Genomic DNA, 20,632 nt, shown 5'->3' on the forward strand with positions numbered 1-20,632 from the left:
CATAGTGACTACTCTTTATCCAGACGTCCGACCAGTGACAACTCAAACGATGCCCCCATATACTTGAAGTGAGGTCTGACGCTCAAAGCCACCTGATACCAGCCTGGTTCACCTTCCACATCAGAGACTTCAATCTTCGCCTGACGCAACGGTTTACGGCTGCGCACGTCAGAAGGCGGGTTTTCCTGGTCGGCTACGTACTGGCGAATCCAGCCATTCAGCTCACGCTCCAGATCGCCCCTTTCTTTCCATGAGCCAAGCTGCTCGCGTTGCAGCACTTTGATGTAATGCGCCAGCCTGTTAATGATGAAAAGATAGGGAAGCTGCGTACCGAGTTTGTAGTTGGTTTCGGCCTCTTTCCCTTCCACAGTGTTAGGGAAAACTTTTGGTTTCTGAACCGAGTTGGCGGAGAAAAACGCTGCATTATCAGAGCCTTTTCTCATTGTCAGGGTAATAAAGCCCTGCTCTGCCAGCTCATATTCACGCCTGTCGGTAATGAGAATTTCAGTCGGAACTTTGGCCTGAAGCTGACCCATTGCTTCATATAAATGCACCGGCAAATCTTTTACCGCTCCACCGCTTTGCGGACCGACGATATTTGGGCACCATCTGGTGGACATGAAACTTTCGGCCATGTTCGCCGCCAGAAGAAACGCCGTATTCCCCCACAGATAATGCTCGTGATTTTTGCTGACATCCTCATGATAGTTAAAGCTCTTGACCGGATTTTCATCCGGCGCATAAGGATGACGCAGCAGGAAACGCGGTGCCGTCAGACCCAGATTGCGGGAATCTTCGGACTCGCGCAGCGAACGCCATTTGGTATAAGCCGGGCCTTCAAAAATGGCAGCGACATCCTTAATGCCGGGAAGTTCGGTAAACGAATCCAGACCAAAGAACTCCGGCGATACGGAAGACAGGAACGGACAATGCGCCATTGCGCTGACGGCACTGATATATTTCAGCAACTTCATGTCAGCAGCGGTATTCTCGAATGCGTAGTTACCAACCACTGCGGCAAACGGCTCACCGCCAAACTGGCCAAAACCGCTGGAATAGACGTGCTGGTAGAACCCTGACTGGGTGATTTCTGGTGAAAATTCAAAATCATCCAGCAACTCTTCCTTAGTGGCGTGCATGATGTGAATTTTGATATTTTCACGCGGATCGGCATGATCAACCAGCAGTTTCAGTGAACGCAGGAACGACTCCAGTTCCTGAAATTCCGGGGCATGGAGGATCAGATCCATCTGGCGTCCCAAGCGCGCATCAATATCGGCAATCATGCCGTTGACAGCCAGGATATCGACAGACTCTGCCTCATCATCCTGCAACAATGCGGTGATAAAGGCAGTCACGCCCTGACGGGCGATATCGTAGCTTTCTGACGCAGGTTTAAAACGCGTCTGCGCCATAATCTCATCCAGCAGGCTGGGCGTGGCGACCGGTGCAGTGGAAGCGTGCGCTTCCGGTAAGGTAGTTTCTGACATACTGAAATCCTTGTACAAGTTATTTCCGGCCCACGAGGCCCAGCTCTGCAATCAGTTGCTCGCGGCTCTTTTCGTCAGCAAGCAGTGCCTGAAGTTGCGCACGGAAGGCTGGCATATTGCCCATTGGCCCCCGCAGAGCCACCAGCGCTTCGCGCAGCTCCAGCATTTTGCGCATCTCCGGCACCTGGGCAGCCACATTGTCCGGTAACAGATCGGCCAGCGATTTTACTTTCAGGTTGACGTTCATGCGCGCATCAGGGGTTTCGCTAAGCGCAGAGGGCACCGTAAAATCACGCCCGATACCCGCCTGATCCAGCACGGCGTTAAAATTGTTACGATTAATGGCAACCGGCTGGCGTTCATCCAGCGGTGTGTCGTCTGTACCCCCCGTCAGATTGCCGGTTACTAATAAATTAAGTGGCAATTCCACTTCTGCTATCTGATTTCCCGTTTTCGGCTGAAACCTTATATTTACACGTTCTTTCGGGGCAATACTGCCACTGCTGTCATTTTTTCTGCTGCTCATAAAAATAGTCCATCAGGTTATTGTTCGCGCCATGAACACAGCATGTTCGTTACTGTAAAAGAATTACTGGTAATGCCGTTACCGTGGCAGTAAAAGATGAATTTCACACCCTTCCCAATTCTGCATTTTACGCTGAGCGATAAAATTTAAAAGATCTTTTTCTTCTAATGAAACAGGGGTATGATTTTGCCACCCAGTACGATGGCATAAGGCTGAATGCACGTCATCGGCGGAAAATGGAAGGTGAACCGCATTCACAAAAAACTCAATAACACACTGATTTTAAAGTATTTGACAAATATCCATGAGTAATAATTATAACGGAATCTTATATATCAATTTTATAAATGAGAAAAACGAAATAATTTAAGGAATATCTAACAGATTTTTCTCAAGAAAAATAATAAATGAGATGGATATAATATTATTCATGATAAAAGGACATCTTCAAAATAGATAAAAAACACATGCGAGATAAATCTATCTGGTTGTCTGCCAATATATTAAGTTTAAATTAAAAAGACATTCAGAGATTTTAAACCGTTATGTTTGGGGTGCCATATATCAGGTTTATCCGTAAACCAGATACCGAAGCATGATGCGACTCCCGGAGTGAGCCGCATTATTATCGGCCTGTCGGGAGTTAACGGCAGACCACTGGAAATAGTTGTTAATAACACTCACAAGGAGCACTACAAATGCCAACTCCATGTTACATTTCAATAACAGGCCAAACCCAGGGCAATATCACCGCAGGCGCATTCACCGCCGATTCTGTCGGTAACATCTATGTGCAGGGCCACGAAGACGAAATGCTGGTGCAGGAGTTTTTGCACAACGTCACCGTGCCTACCGACCCACAGTCTGGTCAGCCAGCCGGTCAGCGTGCGCACAAACCGTTCATTTTTACCGTGGCGCTGAACAAAGCCGTTCCGCTGCTGTACAACGCGCTGGCGTCCGGTGAAATGCTGCCGAAAGTTGAACTGCACTGGTGGCGTACGTCTGTGGAAGGTAAACAGGAGCACTACTTCACCACCCGTCTGACAGACGCGACGATTGTGGATATGAACCTGCATATGCCGCACTGTCAGGATCCGACACAGCGTGAATTCACCCAGTTGCTCGCCGTCTCGCTGGCGTACCGTAAAGTTGAGTGGGAGCACATCAAGTCCGGCACCTCTGGCGCTGACGACTGGCGTGCGCCGCTGGAAGCGTAAATGTGGTTTATGTGAATTAACAGCATTCTGTCCTGACGGGCAGGGTGCTGTTTTTGTTTTGAGCCGTTGTAAAAGGGCTGTCAGTAAGGGGTTACGTTTTTCATGGGAGATGGCGGACGCCGGAAACTTCGGCGGTAGCGTGCCTGAACACAAGCGTAACACTGTACTGTCACAGCCGCTGAACCGCTGGCTGTCTTTTTTCCTGTCACCATCAGGGAGGTTATATGTACTAAAAAGAACTGAGCTCTACACCTGAAGTGGGATAAATAGCTGTGCCGAATAATTGGGCAGTTAAAGGAAAACCAGCCAGGGTTTATGCGTACCAGGCAATCGCTAAATAAAACGAATCATCAATCGGACTGAACAATACTTCTCATAACATCACTATATCTTACCAAACAACGTTCTATACAGAAAACCGTTTAGACCACACAAGATAAAAATCACACCCGCAAACTTATGTCCGTGCTGATGTTGCAGGGTGAGTATTAAAAGCATACTTCTTGCACAGCGACATTTTGAGATGGTTTACAAGAAAATCAATGCGTTAATTAGAGTTATAATAATATTCCCATGTATTTTTAGTTATCAATAACATACAAACGGTCTTACTATGGAAAACGATTATTATAAAGTAACTGAAGAGTTAATTCATGCAGGGCTTGATGCAATATCAAAGTCCATAAAAGAACGTGAAAACAAAGCCAGGGTAAGAGAATCCATATTTTCTGACTTGCAGGAAGCTGGAATAACTGTCAGAAAACGAAGTGACTGGAAGGCAAAAAATGCCCCAGGAACAGATGGCGAAGACTGGAACTATCCCGCAATTGTGATACATCATGCTGGAAATAGTTATTCCTGTGATAAGGATGGGGACGTTAAAATGCGTCAGGCAGAAAAAACCGACATTAAAAATTTTAATCACTTAAGTTATCATTATGCGATAGATTGCACAGGTGTAATTTATGAAGCTCTGGATATAAGAGAAAAGGGTGCTCATCTAAAAGGCGCAAATACAGGAAAAATTGGTATAGTTTTTTTATCAGACTTTAGCTTGCCAGGTGAAGCTTCACAATATGGCCCCTCCCGATGGGGCTCATTAAGTGAGTTTACCGGGCAAATAAAGGATGACTGGGATTCATCCTTTGACATACCAACCACTAAACAGAAAGCATCTATTGATGTTTTAGTTAAAACTCTTATAAAATTTTTCCCGATCACGCAATTAGGAGGACATAGGGAATTTGCTTCTTTGAATGACTTAGGTCGATCTTGTCCGGGAACTTATGGACTGCAGATTGCGGCTAATCTCAGAGCAAAGTTTAAGCTAACCGCCCCATAAAATAGCTAGTTAAATGTAAAACAAATATACTTAAGGAAAATATCACATGCGTATTTCTTCATTGTGTGGTTTCATTATTTTACCTGTTCTTTTATATTTCCTAATTGGAGTAGATAAGCAACCATACTATGAAGAAGGCGATACGCCTTGGGTTCCAGTCTTTTTCATTAAACATACTATATCATCAAAATTAATTTTTGAAATACCTGTTTCTCCTGCTGTTATATTGAGGGATACCTCATTAACTCAGATTGAATATAATGAATTTTATAATTACTGTCAGGTGAGGTATGGAACCAAAATTCCCAAATGTAGAAAACAAATAAAGAAAAAACTTCTTAGTAATGGATTCTACATCCCTGAGTGAATGACGCCGTTATTTATTCCAAACCCGAACGGAGTCCATAAAGTATATACCAACCAAAAGCGAACCGATTAAAATATAAAGATTAATATAAATTGCAGTACAACCATTGATGAAATGGATTAATTTTACAGAACATACATCATCCGATTTTTCATTCATCTATTAAATAATAAAACAAAAAGCATAGGGAGAAGAACCATATAGAACGATTAATATATTAGATCATATTATTCTTCTTAATTTTCAAGAGGATTCCAAGTAAATCCGGTGCCAACGACTGGTTTCACACTTTTGAGATATAAGTCAAATCAACGACAGCCAGCCCTTACGGGTATTGTGGACTGCGCGCAACCGTAACACTGTACTGTCACAGCCGCTGAACAGCGAGCAGTCATTTTTCCTGTCACCATCAGGGAGGTAATATGCCGATAAAAGGACTACGTTTCACTCTGGCAGTGGACGGACTGCCGGAAATGACCACCGCGGTGGTCAGTTTTCGACTAACTCAACATTACTCAAAACCTTTCCAGCTAAAAGTGGATATTGCCAGCGGTCTTTCTGATCTGACAGCAATCGATTTTCTTGAAAAAAAAGCGGTGCTGACAATCTGGCAGGGAATGGAGCCACAACGCTATATCAGCGGTATTGTTTCTGCCGTAACCCTCAGTGAAAACAATCACTGGCAGATGGGGTACCATATAATTATCTCACCACCACTCTGGAGAAGCGGTTTACGCCAGAACTTCCGTATCTTCCAGCAGCAGGATATCAAGGCCATCTCCTCCACCCTGCTCACTGAAAATGGCATCACTGAGTGGACCCCGGTTTTTTATGAATCACATCCGGCGCGCGAGTTCTGCGTTCAGTACGGCGAAACCGACCTCGCCTTCCTGACCCGCCTGTGGTCAGAGGAAGGTATCTTTTACTTTGACTGGAACGCCCCGCAAGGGCCGGAGCAAAAGCTGGTACTGTGTGATGATGTGGCGGGAGTGTCGTCATTGGGAGGCATGCCATTTAATCCGAATACAACGGCAGAGGCATCCACCGAGCATATCAGCCAGTTCAGGTATCATGCGCAGATACGGCCTTCATCCGTCGAAACTCAGGATTACACCTTCAAAATGCCCGCCTGGCCTGGCTATTACAGCCGTGCCGGAGAGAATCTGAACGGCCAGCTCACACAGTATGAAATCTTCGATTATCCGGGACGTTTCAAGGACGAATCCCACGGACAGAACTTTGCCCGCTACCAGATTGAGGGCCGGAGACATAATGCAGAGACAGCAACAGGTTACAGTAACTCACCAAAAATGTGGCCAGGGAAGCGCTTTACACTGACAGGACATCCATCAGTATCGCTGAACAGAGAGTGGCAGATTGTGAGTAGCGTACTGGCAGGAGACCAGCCGCAGGCACTGCATGGCAGTCAGGGAACAGGAACCACTCTCAGCAATCGTTTCGAGGTTATCCCTGCCGACAGAACATGGCGTGTCCCTCCCCTGCCGAAGCCCTCCGTGGACGGCCCCCAGAGCGCCATCGTCACCGGCCCAGCCGGGGAGGAAATCTTCTGCGATGAACATGGCCGCGTGCGGGTACGCTTTCACTGGGACCGTTACTGTCCGGGGAATGAGGATAGCTCCTGCTGGGTGCGGGTGTCGCAGGCATGGGCGGGAACAGGGTTCGGCAATCTCGCCATTCCGCGCGTGGGCCAGGAGGTTATTGTGGACTTCCTCAACGGCGACCCGGACCAGCCCATCATCATGGGAAGAACCTACCACCAGGACAACCGCTCACCGGGCAGTCTGCCGGGCACGAAGACACAGATGACCATCCGCTCGAAAACCTATAAAGGCAGTGGTTTTAACGAACTGCGCTTCGACGATGCAACAAACAATGAAGAAATTTTTTTGCATGCGCAGAAAAATATGCAGGTGAAAGTACTGAATAGTAAGGATGTACGGGTTAATTATGACCGCACTGTCAGTATTGGTCATGATGAATCACTGGTCGTGGCGAATGACAGAAAGGTTACTGTAGAAGGGAAACAGGATCATAAAACAACAAAGGATCATATCACTCTGGTTGAGGGTAATTATGGTCTGGAAGTCAAAGGCGACCTGGCACAGAAAATAAGCGGTGCGCTGGGTATCAGCGTACAGGGTGATATTGTTTTGCAGAGCGACAGCAAAATCAGCCTGCGGGTGGGCGGTTCGTTTGTAGTGATACATGCGGGAGGTGTGGATGTCATGGGAACGAAAATTAATCTTAACGGTGGCGGAACCCCGGGCGAAGTTATCCTGCCAATGCGCCCAATGATTCTTAAGGCCGCGGCGGGAAATGGTACCGTATTTGTTTCACATTGCCCGAAGGAAGATTCAAACTAATGGAAATTATTCCTGTACAATATGCTATTGTAGATGGCGCAGTGGAAGAAGATTTGCTGGATTTTTTGCAGCAAAATAATCCGCCACACTGTTGCCTGTTTCCGCCGCCAGTCCAGTCAGACCTGGCCGCGATATTACCTTACTTGCTGGAGGTCACACCGAAAGTAGCCAGTTGGCTGGATACAAAAGAAACGCCCTGGGGGATATATTTTTATTCATATAACAAAATTCATTTGTTAGTACAACATTTCCGTCGTTATCTGTGGGCAAGCATACCAGAACAGAGTAAGCCAGTGTTATTTCGGTTTTATGACCCCCGTAATATCTGGGCACTGGTTAATGTAATGACGCCTTTTGAACTCTACAAATTCATTGAACCTGTCAGCAAAATAATTACACAATATCCAGAAGAAAGGCGGGAAGAGGATTTTTTTAAACTCCGTCAATCAGGAAAAAGAAATATTACGGGTAAAAACAATGCGATACTGACCTTCACCCAGCGACAATATGACCAGCTGAACAGACAGGCACAAAAAAATTATATAAAAACACTAGAATTATATATACACAATTATTATATAAAAAAATCCTCATTACCTCCTGAGAAGTTGGATCAAATCTGTCATTGTGCTGAGAATTATTTCTATTTCTGTCAGTCACTGAATATAACTGACGATAGATCTATCAGAGGCTTAATATATTTACTTCTGGAAAATGAAATTTATAATAATGCAGACATTCCAAATGAGTGGATTAATATATTAAATAATAATGAAACGGCAATACATCGTCAGGTTGAATCATTGCTTCTACAGGAACTGGGATTTATCCCTCAGTAAGGAAATATTATGTCAAAACCATCATCGACTGCCGGCAACGCCTGCGTGGAATGCGGTATTCCTGATCCATGCCTGATGGATGTGATTACTGATTTTCCTGAAAATAAAAAACATCATGTCTGGTCCAGAGAGGACGCAGTCCACTTTGACCTGCTGGATGAAGGCGAAGGATGTGATGGAACCATAACTATTAAGAGTAAATGCGATAAAAGCGGGTGCCCGGAGGCGTGGCTGGAAGAGCATAAGGATGGAACGTCTCACTCATTAACCTCTGATGGAAAGCCAAATAAAGTAAAACTTTACCACGGTGGTGAAAAAAATGGGTTAAGTATATTAGAGGCATTCGGCAGCCCATGGGAATATCTCAGCTCAATTACTCAGCCAGGAGACGTTTTTGATGAACCGGCTCATTATACGGTTGTGGCAAATGGATGCTACGAATGCGGAAGGTATGTTGAAATTGATGTCTACCCTACCATAGAAATACGTTTTACTGTCGGATTAAGCTACGATCTTATTTCATCAAAAAGAGAACGAACGATCAAAGAACGGCGTGATGAGCAGATAAAATCCCGGCAAGCCATGGATAATACTCAGCCCAAAAATAAAAATAAATTACGTGACGGATGGACATATAAAACAGATCAGTTTGAGTTCATGAACAAAAGTGCGCTGAATGTAGATTTCGGATTAAAAATTTGCAATGTGGAATATTCACATAAGTATGCGGAAGAAATCAAAAAACTGCGCAAAAACAAAGCACTTGAGCAATTAAACAGGGCCGATCGGTTAGTTGATAATCTTAATACCTATTTTGCCCCTGATCCAGAAAGCAGAAACAAGACGCGAGAATACTCTGTATTTTCATTTAATGCAGAACCGCTAAAAATCGGCGTGTCTTATGCTTACCAGTATACCGATATAAAAGAAGGCCCATGCCATTATTTTGGATTGTATGGGAAGCCCTTTCTGGAAGCAAAGCTAAAATTTGATATTATTCAGTTTATCTGCGCCTATTGTAAAATCGATAGTTTAGTTGGGCGATGCCGAGCCTATCTCAAAAAACACGGCACCAGTGTTGAGTGTTATATAGAAGTAGCTCCTGGCGTTAATTTAAATATCGGGGCAGCATACAGCAAAAAAGATGATAAATGGACATTCAAAGTTCTTAAGGAAAATCAGTTATATTTAGGTGTAAAAGGTGTGGTAAGTGCCACCTTTGAAGCCGAAGTTTTTGTGGTGGAGCTAAAAGCAGAGGCGGAAGGTACTATCGGTGCAACGGCAGGTTTTGCTCTGGACGAACATGATAATGGTATGGATCTGGTTCTGTATCATGACGGAATTAAGGGAACGTTTAAGTTCACTGCTGATGTAAATTATCAAGAGGGAGAGCAAGATAAAAAAAATGATTTTTCCAAACAAAAAAATGCAGCAGAGAAAGAATGGCAATTATGTTCCCCTTTAAAAACTGAAGATTCACCTTTACGTATTAATTTATATGGTAAAGAACGTGTTATCTTTCATCCTGTGATTACTCCTCCTGTCCATTTTGAACCGTGGGCGATGGGCTCCAACCCGAACTGGAATAAAAAAGATGAAGATAAAACTGGATATAACGGAATTCCACAAAACTGAGGAAAAAACATGAAAATGAAATATATCATTCCGGCAATCATATTAACAGGAGGTATTATGTCATTAACAGTCTTCGCCAGTAGTCAGCCGCAGAAAATACGTAGCCTGTTTAATATCCAGCGGGCTTACTGCGCCATTAAGACTAATGGTGTTACCGGATTCGGCAACCGTAAGTCTGCCTGGCGTGGACGTGGCGGCGGAATTTCCAGCACCAACGCCTTAATGCTGATGGAAAACGGCGAAAATGAAATCAGCCTGGAGATTGGCGCGCTGGGCTGGTTTTCTGATAAGCCCCTCTCCCCGGAAGAGAGGGGGCACTTTGATCCACAATCAGCCTGCAGTCTGGAACTGGTGCGGTTTAACGGAGAGGAAAAACAGACGCTTTCATCAATAAAAGTAACCATCAGTCCACAAGGTTTACCTGAAGCACAGCCTGACAGTTCACATTCCGTCACCCGAACCAGAATTCTGGCGGAGCAGAGCATTCCGGGGCATTTTGACCCAGATTATTTCGATAACACCTATTTTCCACAGGGGATGGAACTCTACCGGTTTACACAGAAAGTAACGGTAAGCGGTATTCCGGACTGGGCATGGGTAAAAGCTGAACCTTTTACTGGCAGCAGCGAGCAGATTCAAAAACTGCAGGCAGCCTACAGCAAGATGGCGGAAATTATCAACAGCCGGGATCGAAACCGCCTGAAGGCCTATGACAAGACAGCGCTGAAAGCCTGGTCTGCGACAACCGGCGACAGCGAAGATGAAATACTATTATCACAATATACTAAAGATAAACTCGAAGGCGGAAAAGCCAGAATACTGCCCATAAGATGGGAAAATTATGATATCAGGATTATGAACAAAGGACGAATGGTGCAATACTATAATAAATCAAAGCCGAATTACTCCCCACTTGCATATAAATATATAGATGAGGATGGGGATGAAGCCATGAACTATTACGCCCCCATATTTTCACTAATTGACGATGAATTTATTCCGGTTACTTAACATCACTCATACAGACTGAATTTTATATTATATCTGAACTGCATATGTTCCCCCTGTCAATCACTTAAAAATAACGATAATGAAACTGGTTATAACAGAACACCACAAAAGTGAGAAAAATATATGAAAAAGAAATATATCATTCCGGCAATCATATTAACAGGAGGTATTATGTCATTAACAGTCTTCGCCAGTAGTCAGCCGCAGAAACTGCGTAGCCTGTTTAATATCCAGCAGGCTTACTGCGCCATTAAGACTAATGGCGTTACCGGATTCAGCAACCGTGATTCCGCCTGGCGTGGACGTGGCGGCGGAATTTCCAGCACCAACGCCTTAATGCTGATGGAAAACGGCGAAAATGAAATCAGCCTGGAGATTGGCGCTCTGGGCTGGTTTTCTGATAAGCCCCTCTCCCCGGAAGAAAGGGGACACTTTGATCCACAATCCACCTGCAGTCTGGAACTGGTGCGGTTTAACGGAGAGGAAAAACAGACGCTTTCATCAATAAAAGTGTCCATCAGTCCACAGGGTTTACCTGAAGCACAGCCTGACAGTTCACATCCCGTCACCCGAACCAGAATTCTGGCGGAGCAGGTCACCTCCGGGCATATCGATCCCGATTATTTTGATAGCACTTATTTTCCACAGGGGATGGAACTCTACCGGTTTACACAGAAAGTAACGGTAAGCGGTATTCCGGACTGGGCATGGGTAAAAGCTGAACCTTTCACTGGCAGCAACGAGCAGATTCAAAAACTGCGGGCAGCCTACAGCAAGATGGCGGAAATTATCAACAGCCGGGATCGAAACCGCCTGAAGGCCTATGACAAGACAGCGCTGAAAGCCTGGTCTGCGACAACCGGCGACAGCGAAGATGAAATACTATTATCACAATATACTAAAGATAAGCTCGAAGGTGGAAAAGCCTGGATACTCCCCATTCGATGGGAAGATTATGATGTGCGAATCATGAACAAAGGACGTATGGTGCAGTTCTATAATAAATCAGAGCCCACCTACTCCCCATTAACTTATAAATATACTGATAAAGATGGCGAGGAGTTTATGGGATTTTATGCTCCCGTTTTCTCGCTTATTAATGGGAGGTTTGTTCCGGTTACTTAACATCACTCATATAGACTGAATTTTATATTATATCTGGACTGCATATGTTCCCGCCGTCAATCACTTAAAAATAGCGATAATGAAACTGGTTATAACAGAACACCACAAAAGTGAGAAAAACATATGAAAAAGAAATATATCATTCCGGCAATCATATTAACAGGAGGGATTATGTCATTAACAGTCTTCGCCGGTAGTCAGCCGCAGAAACTGCGTAGCCTGTTTAATATCCAGCAGGCTTACTGCGCCATTAAGACTAATGGCGTTACCGGATTCAGCAACCGTGATTCCGCCTGGCGTGGACGTGGCGGCGGAATTTCCAGCACCAACGCCTTAATGTTGATGGAAAACGGCGAAAATGAAATCAGCCTGGAGATTGGCGCGCTGGGCTGGTTTTCTGATAAGCCCCTCTCCCCGGAAGAGAGGGGGCACTTTGATCCACAATCCGCCTGCAGTCTGGAACTGGTGCGGTTTAACGGAGAGGAAAAACAGACGCTTTCATCAATAAAAGTGTCCATCAGTCCACAGGGTTTACCTGAAGCACAGCCTGACAGTTCACATCCCGTCACCCGAACCAGAATTCTGGCGGAGCAGGTCACCCCCGGGCATATCGATCCCGATTATTTTCATAGCACCTATTTTCCACAGGGGATGGAACTCTACCGGTTTACACAGAAAGTAACGGTAAGCGGTATTCCGGACTGGGCATGGGTAAAAGCTGAACCTTTTACTGGCAGTAGCGAGCAGATGCAATAATTGCGGGCAGCCTACAGCAAGATGGCGGAAATTATCAACAGCCGGGATCGAAACCGCCTGAAGGCCTATGACAAGACAGCGCTGAAAGCCTGGTCTGCAACAACCGGCGACAGCGAAGATGAAATATTATTGTCCCAGTATACAAAAAATGAGCTGGAAGGTGGAAAAGCCAGAATACTCCCCATTCGATGGGAAGATTATGATATCAGGATTATGAACAAGGGACGAATGGTGCAGTTCTACAATAAATCAAATACTACCTATTCCCCATTAACTTATAAATATACTGACAAAGATGGTGATGAGTTTATGGGCTCTTATGCTCCTGTGTTCTCACTAATTGACGGTGAGTTCACCCCTGTTATTTAACATCATTTATATAACCTAAATTTTATATTAATATCTGGATGCATATATTATATCTTCTTAAATAAAATAACGATAATAAAACTGGTTATAACGGAACACCACAAAAGTGAGAAAATATATGAAAATGAAATATATCATTCCGGCAATCATATTAACAGGAGGTATTATGTCATTAACAGTCTTCGCCGGTAGTCACCCGCAGAAAATACGTAGCCTGTTTAATATCCAGCAGGCTTACTGCGCCATTAAGACTAATGGCGTTACCGGATTCGGCAACCGTAAGTCTGCCTGGCGTGGACGTGGCGGCGGAATTTCCAGCACCAACGCCTTAATGCTGATGGAAAACGGCGAGAATGAAATCAGCCTGGAGATTGGTGCACTGGGCTGGTTTTCTGATAAGCCCCTCTCCCCGGAAGAGAGGGGGCACTTTGATCCACAATCCGCCTGCAGTCTGGAACTGGTGCGGTTTAACGGAGAGGAAAAACAGACGCTTTCATCAATAAAAGTGTCCATCAGTCCACAGGGTTTACCTGAAGCACAGCCTGACAGTTCACATCCCGTCACCCGAACCAGAATTCTGGCGGAGCAGAGCATTCCGGGGCATTTTGACCCAGATTATTTCGATAACACTTATTTTCCACAAGGAATGGAACTCTACCGGTTTACACAGAAAGTAATGGTAAACGGTATTCCGGACTGGGCATGGGTAAAAGCTGAACCTTTCACTGGCAGCAGCGAGCAGATGCAAAAACTGCGGGCAGCCTACAGCAAGATGGCGGAAATTATCAACAGCCGGGATCGAAACCGCCTGAAGGCCTATGACAAGACAGCGCTGAAAGCCTGGTCTGCGACAACCGGCGACAGCGAAGATGAAATACTATTATCACAATATACTAAAGATAAGCTCGAAGGCGGAAAAGCCAGAATATTGCCCATAAGATGGGAAAATTATGATATCAGGATTATGAACAAAGGTCGAATGGTGCAATACTATAATAAATCAAAGCCGAATTACTCCCCACTTGCATATAAATATATAGATGAGGATGGGGATGAAGCCATGAACTATTACGCCCCCATATTTTCACTAATTGACGATGAATTTATTCCGGTTACTTAACATCACTCATACAGATTAATTTTTATATCAACAACTTAATAAAAAACCTATAAACAGGCTTCATAACAGTATTAAACCTATATTCCTTTCGACTGAAATGAAAACTAATTATCACCAGTTAATAAAATCACCGGAAAACATTATGCCACCAGCCGCTAAACTATCAGATAAGGGAACTCAGCATGATGGTTATCACGAAACCGTTATTACAGCAGGTTCCCCCACGGTATTTATCGACGGACTCCCCGCTGCCCGTATGGGTGATCCGCTGACGCCTCACGACAAACCCAAACATCCTCCTCATCCACGAAAAATAGCCAGTGGTTCAGGCACCCTATTTATTGACGGCCTGCCTGCCGCCAGAACCGGTGATGCCATTGACTGCGGTGGCCTGATTATTGGTACTGGCACAGTTAATATTGGCTGAGATATCAGGGAGGTTATATGTCATCAAAAGGACTGCGCTTTACGCTGGAAGTGGACGGGCTGATGGCGACAGCCACAGCAGTGGTGGGCTTCAGCCTTTACCAGTGCCATTCCACTCCCTTTGTTCTGGAAGTGGATATCGCCAGCGGTCTTCCTGACCTCGTGGCAACCGATTTTCTGGAAAAAAACGCCGTACTGACCATCTGGCAGGGCATGCTGGCCCAGCGTTATGTCAGCGGCATCATCAATGAGGTCACCTTGGGGGAAAACAACCATTGGCAGATGCGTTATCACCTGGTCATCGTCCCTCCCCTCTGGCGCTGTGGCCTGCGGCAGAACTTCCGTATCTTCCAGCAACAGGATATCCAGGCCATCTCCTCCACCTTATTGAATGAAAATGGTGTGACGGAGTGGACCCCGGTGTTTTATGAATCACATCCGGCGCGTGAGTTCTGCGTCCAGTACGGCGAAACCGACCTCGCCTTTCTGACCCGCCTGTGGTCGGAAGAGGGTATCTTTTACTTTGACTGGAACGCCCCGGAAGGGCCGGAGCAGAAGCTGGTACTGTGTGATGATGTGGCCGGGGTATCCTCTCTGGGGGAAATACCTTTCAACCCGAACACCAGTACGGAAGTCGCCACGGAATGCATCAGCAGCTTTCGTTACCGGGCGCGCACCGGTCCTTCCTCCGTCGAAACCCAAGACTACACCTTCAAAACACCCGGCTGGCCGGGCTACTACAACCGTGCGGCCGAGAACCTGAACGGCCAGCTCACGCAGTATGAAATCTTCGATTATCCGGGCCGCTTCAAGGACGAATCGCACGGACAGAACTTTGCCCGCTACCAGATTGAGGGCTGGCGGCACGATACGGAGACTGCGACTTGTATCAGCAACTCGCCGAAACTGTGGCCGGGGAAACGCTTCACGCTGACGGAACATCCTTCAGAGACGCTGAACCGGGAGTGGCAGGTAGTGAGCTGTATGCTGACCGGCAATCAGCCTCAGGCGCTGCACGGCAGCCAGGGCGAAGGCACCACGCTGGATAACCACTTTGAGGCTATCCCTGCCGACAGAACATGGCGTGTCCCTCCCCTGCCGAAGCCCTCCGTGGACGGCCCCCAGAGCGCCATCGTCACCGGCCCGGCCGGGGAGGAAATCTTCTGCGATGAACATGGCCGGGTGCGGGTACGCTTTCACTGGGACCGTTACTGTCCGGGGAATGAGGACAGCTCGTGCTGGGTGCGGGTGTCGCAGGCATGGGCGGGAACAGGGTTCGGCAATCTCGCCATTCCGCGCGTGGGCCAGGAGGTGATTGTGGACTTCCTCAACGGCGACCCGGACCAGCCCATCATCATGGGAAGAACCTACCACCAGGACAACCGCTCGCCGGGCAGCCTGCCGGGCACGAAGACACAGATGACCATCCGCTCGAAAACCTATAAAGGCAGTGGTTTTAACGAACTGACGTTCGATGACGCCACCAACAAGGAGCGGGTGTATATCCATGCGCAGAAGAACATGGATACCGAGGTACTGAATGACCGTACCACGACGGTGAAGCATGACCATACGGAAACCGTAACCAATAACCAGAAGGTGACGGTGGGCGTGGGACAGACTGTCAACGTGGGGAGTAAAAAGGAAGGCGGTCATGACCAGACGGTGACGGTAGCGAATGATCAAATAACAACGGTAGTTAATAATCAGATCACCGAAATTACTGAAGGAAATAAAACAACCGATATAGATAAAGGGGATCAGGAAATTATCCTGCATGAAGGTAAGCAAACAATAAAGGTAAAAAAAACCATCAGTGTTTCCTCAGAAGAGAAGATAGAGTTCATTTGTGGGGAGTCACGTATTACCTTGCTGGAAAATGGCGAAATTACAATTAGTGGAAAAATAATCAAGAATACCGCGAAGGACGAATATCATGTCAATACCAAAAAATTATCAGCGGATGGTAGCGAAGAACAAGTGCTGACCGGTGGCTTGTTGAAATTAAATCCATAAGTAAATCAGTTGATTACCTCACAAAGGAATACAATATGGGTAAGGAAGCAGCAAGGCAAACGGCAGATACAGCAGGACATGATGGTCCAATAACATCAGGTAGTAGTAATGTTACAACTGGAGGGTTCCCGGCAGCTCGAATGGGGGATGCTTTTATTTGTAAAGAGCATGGGCCCGGTGTAATCAGTGAAGGTTCTAAAACGGTTACAATAAATGGAATACCGGCTGCCAGAAAGGGGGACAAGGTTATTTGCGGTAAAAAATCATTACCTCCTACACAAGGACCAAAACCACCTGAATATCATTATGCGACAATAGCTAAAAATACAAATGAAGATGGCTCGGTAAAAAATCCAAATGGATCAAATGATTCTAAAACATATGTAGGATATGCAGTGTCAGCCTTATCGGATGAGGATGGTGACGGTCGATATGATACGAGTAACCTGCAAGCAGGAATTATTGATTTTCAGCTAAGTCATCCAATGGGAGATAGCGGTATAAATTTTAATCTTGGTAGTACTGTTGGCAAGGTTGGTATGACAGCAGGGACTACATCTGGAGCAAAAGGTAGCTCAGCCTCGTTCGATGTAAAGGCAACGGGAGTTTCAGGAAATATTGGCCTTAGCGCAGGGACTAAAGGCGGTGATTATGGAGAGCTAAAAGCAGAAGGGACACTTGGTACTGCGGAGGCTAAAGGCGAAAGTGTTATAATTCATGATGCTGCTGAACATCAATATGGGTTCAAAACCGAACTGGGTGCAGAAGCTGCGGTAGCGAAAGGAGATATAACCTTTGATGCCGAATCTCCTTTCTGGGGCCTAAAAGTGAAAGGGGGTATCTCTGGTACCGCTGGTTCAATTGGGTTAGCTGGCGGAACTGGACTTTTATTTGATAAGGATGATGTTATGCTTAAGATAAATTTGTCTGGTGATATAGCGTTAGGGTTAGGATTTGGCGGAGATATAGAAATCCAATTTGGTCCATTTTTTAATCATTCAACAGGTGGTTCTGGTGTTATTCTTTCAGGTGTGGCAACTGTTATCATTGGAGGTTAAATGAACCGATACAATATAATGTTTAGAATGTTATTTGGGGTTATAGCTTTTTTACTACTTTCCTGTATTAGTGTTATGTTAAATGATGATTTACAATACACTCGATCGTCAACTATATGCTTTCTTACCGGCTGTTATCTGTTTTTGTATTTTTTTGTATTTTCTCTTATTGATGCTGGCGTCAATAATATAGCGTCATTTCATCAGAAATATAACCAAGAAAATACCAAAAAATCATTTCTTAAAAATTTCATTGAAGGAGAAAACCTGGTATCTAAAGGATATAAATTAGCTTTTAATTTGGGTTTTTTAGTTGTGATGTATTTTATGTTAAAAAATGAAATGTAGATAATCCAGAGAGAGTTATTATAATGAGAGAAAGCAATAACAAACCATCCTTTCCAAGGTCAGTGACATATAGTTTTGAATACCAGAAAGAACACTTTTGGCGATGCCGCTATACATCCTCAGAAGTAACAAGCTTACATTACAAAATATTACTCCCCTTGGATGTGAAACCGGTTAGCATTAAACCTGAGCTAATTGCAGGAACCAATAACCTCTATGCTATTGGTTGCTATCAGACCATTTCTGGAGCAAAATCTCCCTTTACAGAAGTTGATGTAGTCTATGAGCATATAAATAATGACATCGATGCCAGTGACTGGGGAGAACATATATTAAACCTTTTAGGTGAAGAAATTCTTTACTGTAAATATTATTATAGCGTTAGTGGTCGATATGCTGACTTTTTGACAAAAAAAGATATCGATAACGAAACCATCACATCAAGAATTAGAGTGTTTAAAAATTATGATTTTGAAAACAACAGGGCCAATGTGATAATGGTAAAAGCCTGTTGTAACTGGAAGGATTATGAATCGCTGGCTGAAGATCTCTTTCATTGCGTGAAGTTTTTCACTTTAATTAATGACTCAAAGTGGCATTTAGCGGAAGAATTAAAGAGTATAAATCTGGATATGCCTGCAAATTATTCTTTTTATTACCCGGCTTCATGGCTGTATTCAGAACGATATAATAATAAAAAAATGAGCTACTATTCGTTATCTTTAAAAGAAGAAAGTAACGTTCATGGCATTATTGATGGTTATTTTTTATACCATGATGCAGCAATCAATAAAGAACAGGTTTGTAAACTAATTGTCAGTCAACTAAAAGAGAATAATTACCCTGAAATTGATGAAATTTCACTACGAGAACGCAAAGATACTTTCAATAAAAACATTACGGAACTATGGGCGGGTGAGTTAAAAGTAAATAACGCAAGAAATGGGGAAGGCATGCTAGTTGCTTTTGCCGGAAAAATTCAGGAAAGTTGGTTCTATGTAATTGGGTCATTTGCTCTACAAAAACAAAATTTCGGTTCCTGGGCTGCGGGAAAACGAGCAATAGATATTATTTTAAATTCACTTAATAACTACGATTTAGAGTATGAAGATCAGTTTTATCTTGAGCATTGATATAACGTTCAATAGATCCAATAAGTTAACCAAATAAATTCATGCTTTCGTCCTGGTAGCGTGCCTGAACGCAAGCGTAACACTGTACTGTCATAGCCACTGAACCGCTGGCTGTCTTTTTTCCTGTCATCATCAGGGATGGTTATATGTCATCAAAAGGATTGCGCTTTACGCTGGAAGTGGACGGGCTGATGGACAGGGAAAGATCACGAAAAGTAGGTTTTTCGTACTAATAAAACCGCATTTTTTGTTTAAAAATCAAGTCAATCCTTTTCCTATGCAGGTGTCCTTCTGGTATTACATATGATCAAATATCTCCTGAAAAATAAGGAGAACAGATTATGGAACTTGGAAAGCTAGTGGCACATATTTCAATTATTCCTGATTACAGACAACCCTGGAAAGTAGAGCATAAATTATCAGACATTCTGCTTTTGACAATCTGCGCTGTCATTTCTGGTGCCGAAGGATGGGAAGATATCCAGGATTTTGGCGAGGCTCATATTGATTTTTTAAAGGAATAGGGTGATTTTGAAAATGGTATTCCTGTTCATGACACTATTGCCAGAGTGGTATTGTATAAGCCCTAAAAAATTCCATGAATGTTTTATCAACTGGATGCGGGATTGTCATTTATCAGAAGAAGGCGATGTTATTGCGATTGACGGGAAGACTCTGCGTCGATCTTATGATAAAAGCCGTCGTCGGGGAGCAATTCATGTAATCAGCGCATTCTCTACCATGAACAGTGTCGTTCTTGGGTAGATAAAGACAGCTGAGAAATCAAATGAGATCACTGCAATACCAAAACTTCTTAACCTTCTGGATATCAAGAAAAAATTGATTACAACTGACGCAATGGAATGTCAGAAAGATATCGCTGAGAAGATTAATAATCAGGGGAGTGATTATTTATTCGCAGTGAAAGGAAATCAGGGACGATTACAATAAGCATTTGAAGATAAGTTTCCATTAAAAGAAATCAACAATCCGAAGTATGACAGCGCAGCAGGTGTTCTTTTAGGTCCCATTACAGTTTCTGGTATACTGTACAATGTGTATTATGGAATCTTTAAATGATTACCCCACAGCGAGCTATTGATATCGCAAAAGATTATTGCGTTCGAAAAAGACTTGGTTGGAGTGAAAGTAGCCTTTATGTTGAAACCAAAATGATAAAAGGCGATCCTTGTTATGTTATTTATACATGTAATGTTGATTTATCAAAACTGGACTGGTTAGAGATGGTTACAACAACTCCTTTCCATGTATATGTCAGTATGGTTACCGGAAAGTGCATTGGTTGTGAGACTGGAAACAGAGGTATAGAATTTGAACGTTAATATATAAATAAAATAACATCTCACATTAACCCCACATTCTAACTTAAGTCTAATACATAACAAAGAAAATCTCAAATTCGCATGAAATTATAAAATTTATGATATATAATTATCATAAAATATTTCT

Annotated in this window: 18 protein-coding genes and 1 pseudogene; 17 read left to right on the top strand and 2 right to left on the bottom strand. The window is 44.2% G+C overall.

Features of this window, described 5'->3' with window-relative positions:
• Nucleotides 1-8: 8 nt before the first annotated feature.
• A complete protein-coding gene (tssC, locus tag JY391_RS20195; protein ID WP_211934917.1) occupies nt 9-1,490 on the bottom strand; it encodes a type VI secretion system contractile sheath large subunit in 1,482 nt (493 codons plus the stop codon).
• 19 nt (nt 1,491-1,509) lie between these two features.
• Complete coding sequence (gene tssB / locus JY391_RS20200; protein ID WP_211934918.1) at nt 1,510-2,016, bottom strand: type VI secretion system contractile sheath small subunit; 507 nt, start codon at nt 2,014-2,016, stop codon at nt 1,510-1,512.
• Between the two features lie 698 nt (nt 2,017-2,714).
• Between tssB and JY391_RS20205 the strand changes: the two genes are divergently transcribed.
• From JY391_RS20205 to JY391_RS20280, 17 genes and pseudogenes are all read left to right on the top strand, one after another.
• The gene (locus tag JY391_RS20205) at nt 2,715-3,233 is read left to right on the top strand and encodes an Hcp family type VI secretion system effector (RefSeq protein WP_042289720.1); all 519 of its coding nucleotides are present in this window, start codon (nt 2,715-2,717) and stop codon (nt 3,231-3,233) included.
• A gap of 613 nt (nt 3,234-3,846) precedes the next feature.
• Nucleotides 3,847-4,575, top strand: coding sequence for a peptidoglycan recognition protein family protein (locus tag JY391_RS20210; protein WP_211934919.1), 729 nt, complete (start codon nt 3,847-3,849; stop codon nt 4,573-4,575).
• Between the two features lie 46 nt (nt 4,576-4,621).
• On the top strand, nt 4,622-4,942 hold the full coding sequence (locus JY391_RS20215; RefSeq protein WP_211934920.1) for a hypothetical protein: 321 nt from the start codon (nt 4,622-4,624) through the stop codon (nt 4,940-4,942).
• 422 nt (nt 4,943-5,364) lie between these two features.
• A complete protein-coding gene (locus tag JY391_RS20220) occupies nt 5,365-7,326 on the top strand; it encodes a type VI secretion system Vgr family protein (RefSeq protein ID WP_200035738.1) in 1,962 nt (653 codons plus the stop codon).
• Nucleotides 7,326-8,165 (top strand): DUF4123 domain-containing protein, encoded by an 840-nt coding sequence (locus JY391_RS20225; protein WP_200035739.1) that lies wholly within the window; start codon nt 7,326-7,328, stop codon nt 8,163-8,165. The genes JY391_RS20220 and JY391_RS20225 overlap by 1 nt, the downstream gene beginning before the upstream one ends.
• 9 nt (nt 8,166-8,174) lie before the next feature.
• On the top strand, nt 8,175-9,800 hold the full coding sequence (locus tag JY391_RS20230; RefSeq protein WP_229264076.1) for a hypothetical protein: 1,626 nt from the start codon (nt 8,175-8,177) through the stop codon (nt 9,798-9,800).
• A gap of 9 nt (nt 9,801-9,809) precedes the next feature.
• Nucleotides 9,810-10,811 (top strand): hypothetical protein, encoded by a 1,002-nt coding sequence (locus JY391_RS20235; RefSeq protein WP_229264077.1) that lies wholly within the window; start codon nt 9,810-9,812, stop codon nt 10,809-10,811.
• Between the two features lie 123 nt (nt 10,812-10,934).
• Entirely contained in the window at nt 10,935-11,936 is a 1,002-nt protein-coding gene (locus JY391_RS20240) for a hypothetical protein (RefSeq protein ID WP_229264078.1), read from the top strand.
• A gap of 171 nt (nt 11,937-12,107) precedes the next feature.
• A complete protein-coding gene (locus tag JY391_RS23840) occupies nt 12,108-12,692 on the top strand; it encodes a hypothetical protein (protein ID WP_229264079.1) in 585 nt (194 codons plus the stop codon).
• A gap of 21 nt (nt 12,693-12,713) precedes the next feature.
• A complete protein-coding gene (locus JY391_RS23845; protein WP_229264080.1) occupies nt 12,714-13,061 on the top strand; it encodes a hypothetical protein in 348 nt (115 codons plus the stop codon).
• Nucleotides 13,062-13,227: 166 nt separating this feature from the next.
• The gene (locus JY391_RS20250; protein WP_211934921.1) at nt 13,228-14,181 is read left to right on the top strand and encodes a hypothetical protein; all 954 of its coding nucleotides are present in this window, start codon (nt 13,228-13,230) and stop codon (nt 14,179-14,181) included.
• A 142-nt stretch (nt 14,182-14,323) separates the two neighbouring features.
• Complete coding sequence (locus JY391_RS20255) at nt 14,324-14,608, top strand: type VI secretion system PAAR protein (RefSeq protein ID WP_211934922.1); 285 nt, start codon at nt 14,324-14,326, stop codon at nt 14,606-14,608.
• Between the two features lie 17 nt (nt 14,609-14,625).
• Nucleotides 14,626-16,623 (top strand): type VI secretion system Vgr family protein, encoded by a 1,998-nt coding sequence (locus JY391_RS20260; protein WP_211934923.1) that lies wholly within the window; start codon nt 14,626-14,628, stop codon nt 16,621-16,623.
• A 35-nt stretch (nt 16,624-16,658) separates the two neighbouring features.
• Nucleotides 16,659-17,681 carry a PAAR domain-containing protein gene (locus JY391_RS20265; RefSeq protein WP_211934924.1) on the top strand — a complete coding sequence of 341 codons (1,023 nt, stop codon included), beginning with the start codon at nt 16,659-16,661 and terminating at the stop codon, nt 17,679-17,681.
• 371 nt (nt 17,682-18,052) lie between these two features.
• Nucleotides 18,053-19,162, top strand: a complete 1,110-nt coding sequence (locus tag JY391_RS20270; RefSeq protein ID WP_211934925.1) for a hypothetical protein — start codon at nt 18,053-18,055, stop codon at nt 19,160-19,162.
• A gap of 341 nt (nt 19,163-19,503) precedes the next feature.
• Nucleotides 19,504-20,173 (top strand): annotated as a pseudogene (locus tag JY391_RS20275) (ISAs1 family transposase); the annotation flags it as partial.
• Nucleotides 20,174-20,238: 65 nt separating this feature from the next.
• Complete coding sequence (locus JY391_RS20280) at nt 20,239-20,505, top strand: hypothetical protein (protein WP_211934926.1); 267 nt, start codon at nt 20,239-20,241, stop codon at nt 20,503-20,505.
• Nucleotides 20,506-20,632: the final 127 nt, after the last annotated feature.

Source organism: Citrobacter sedlakii, from assembly GCF_018128425.1.
In the GTDB taxonomy this organism is placed as follows: domain Bacteria; phylum Pseudomonadota; class Gammaproteobacteria; order Enterobacterales; family Enterobacteriaceae; genus Citrobacter_A; species Citrobacter_A sedlakii.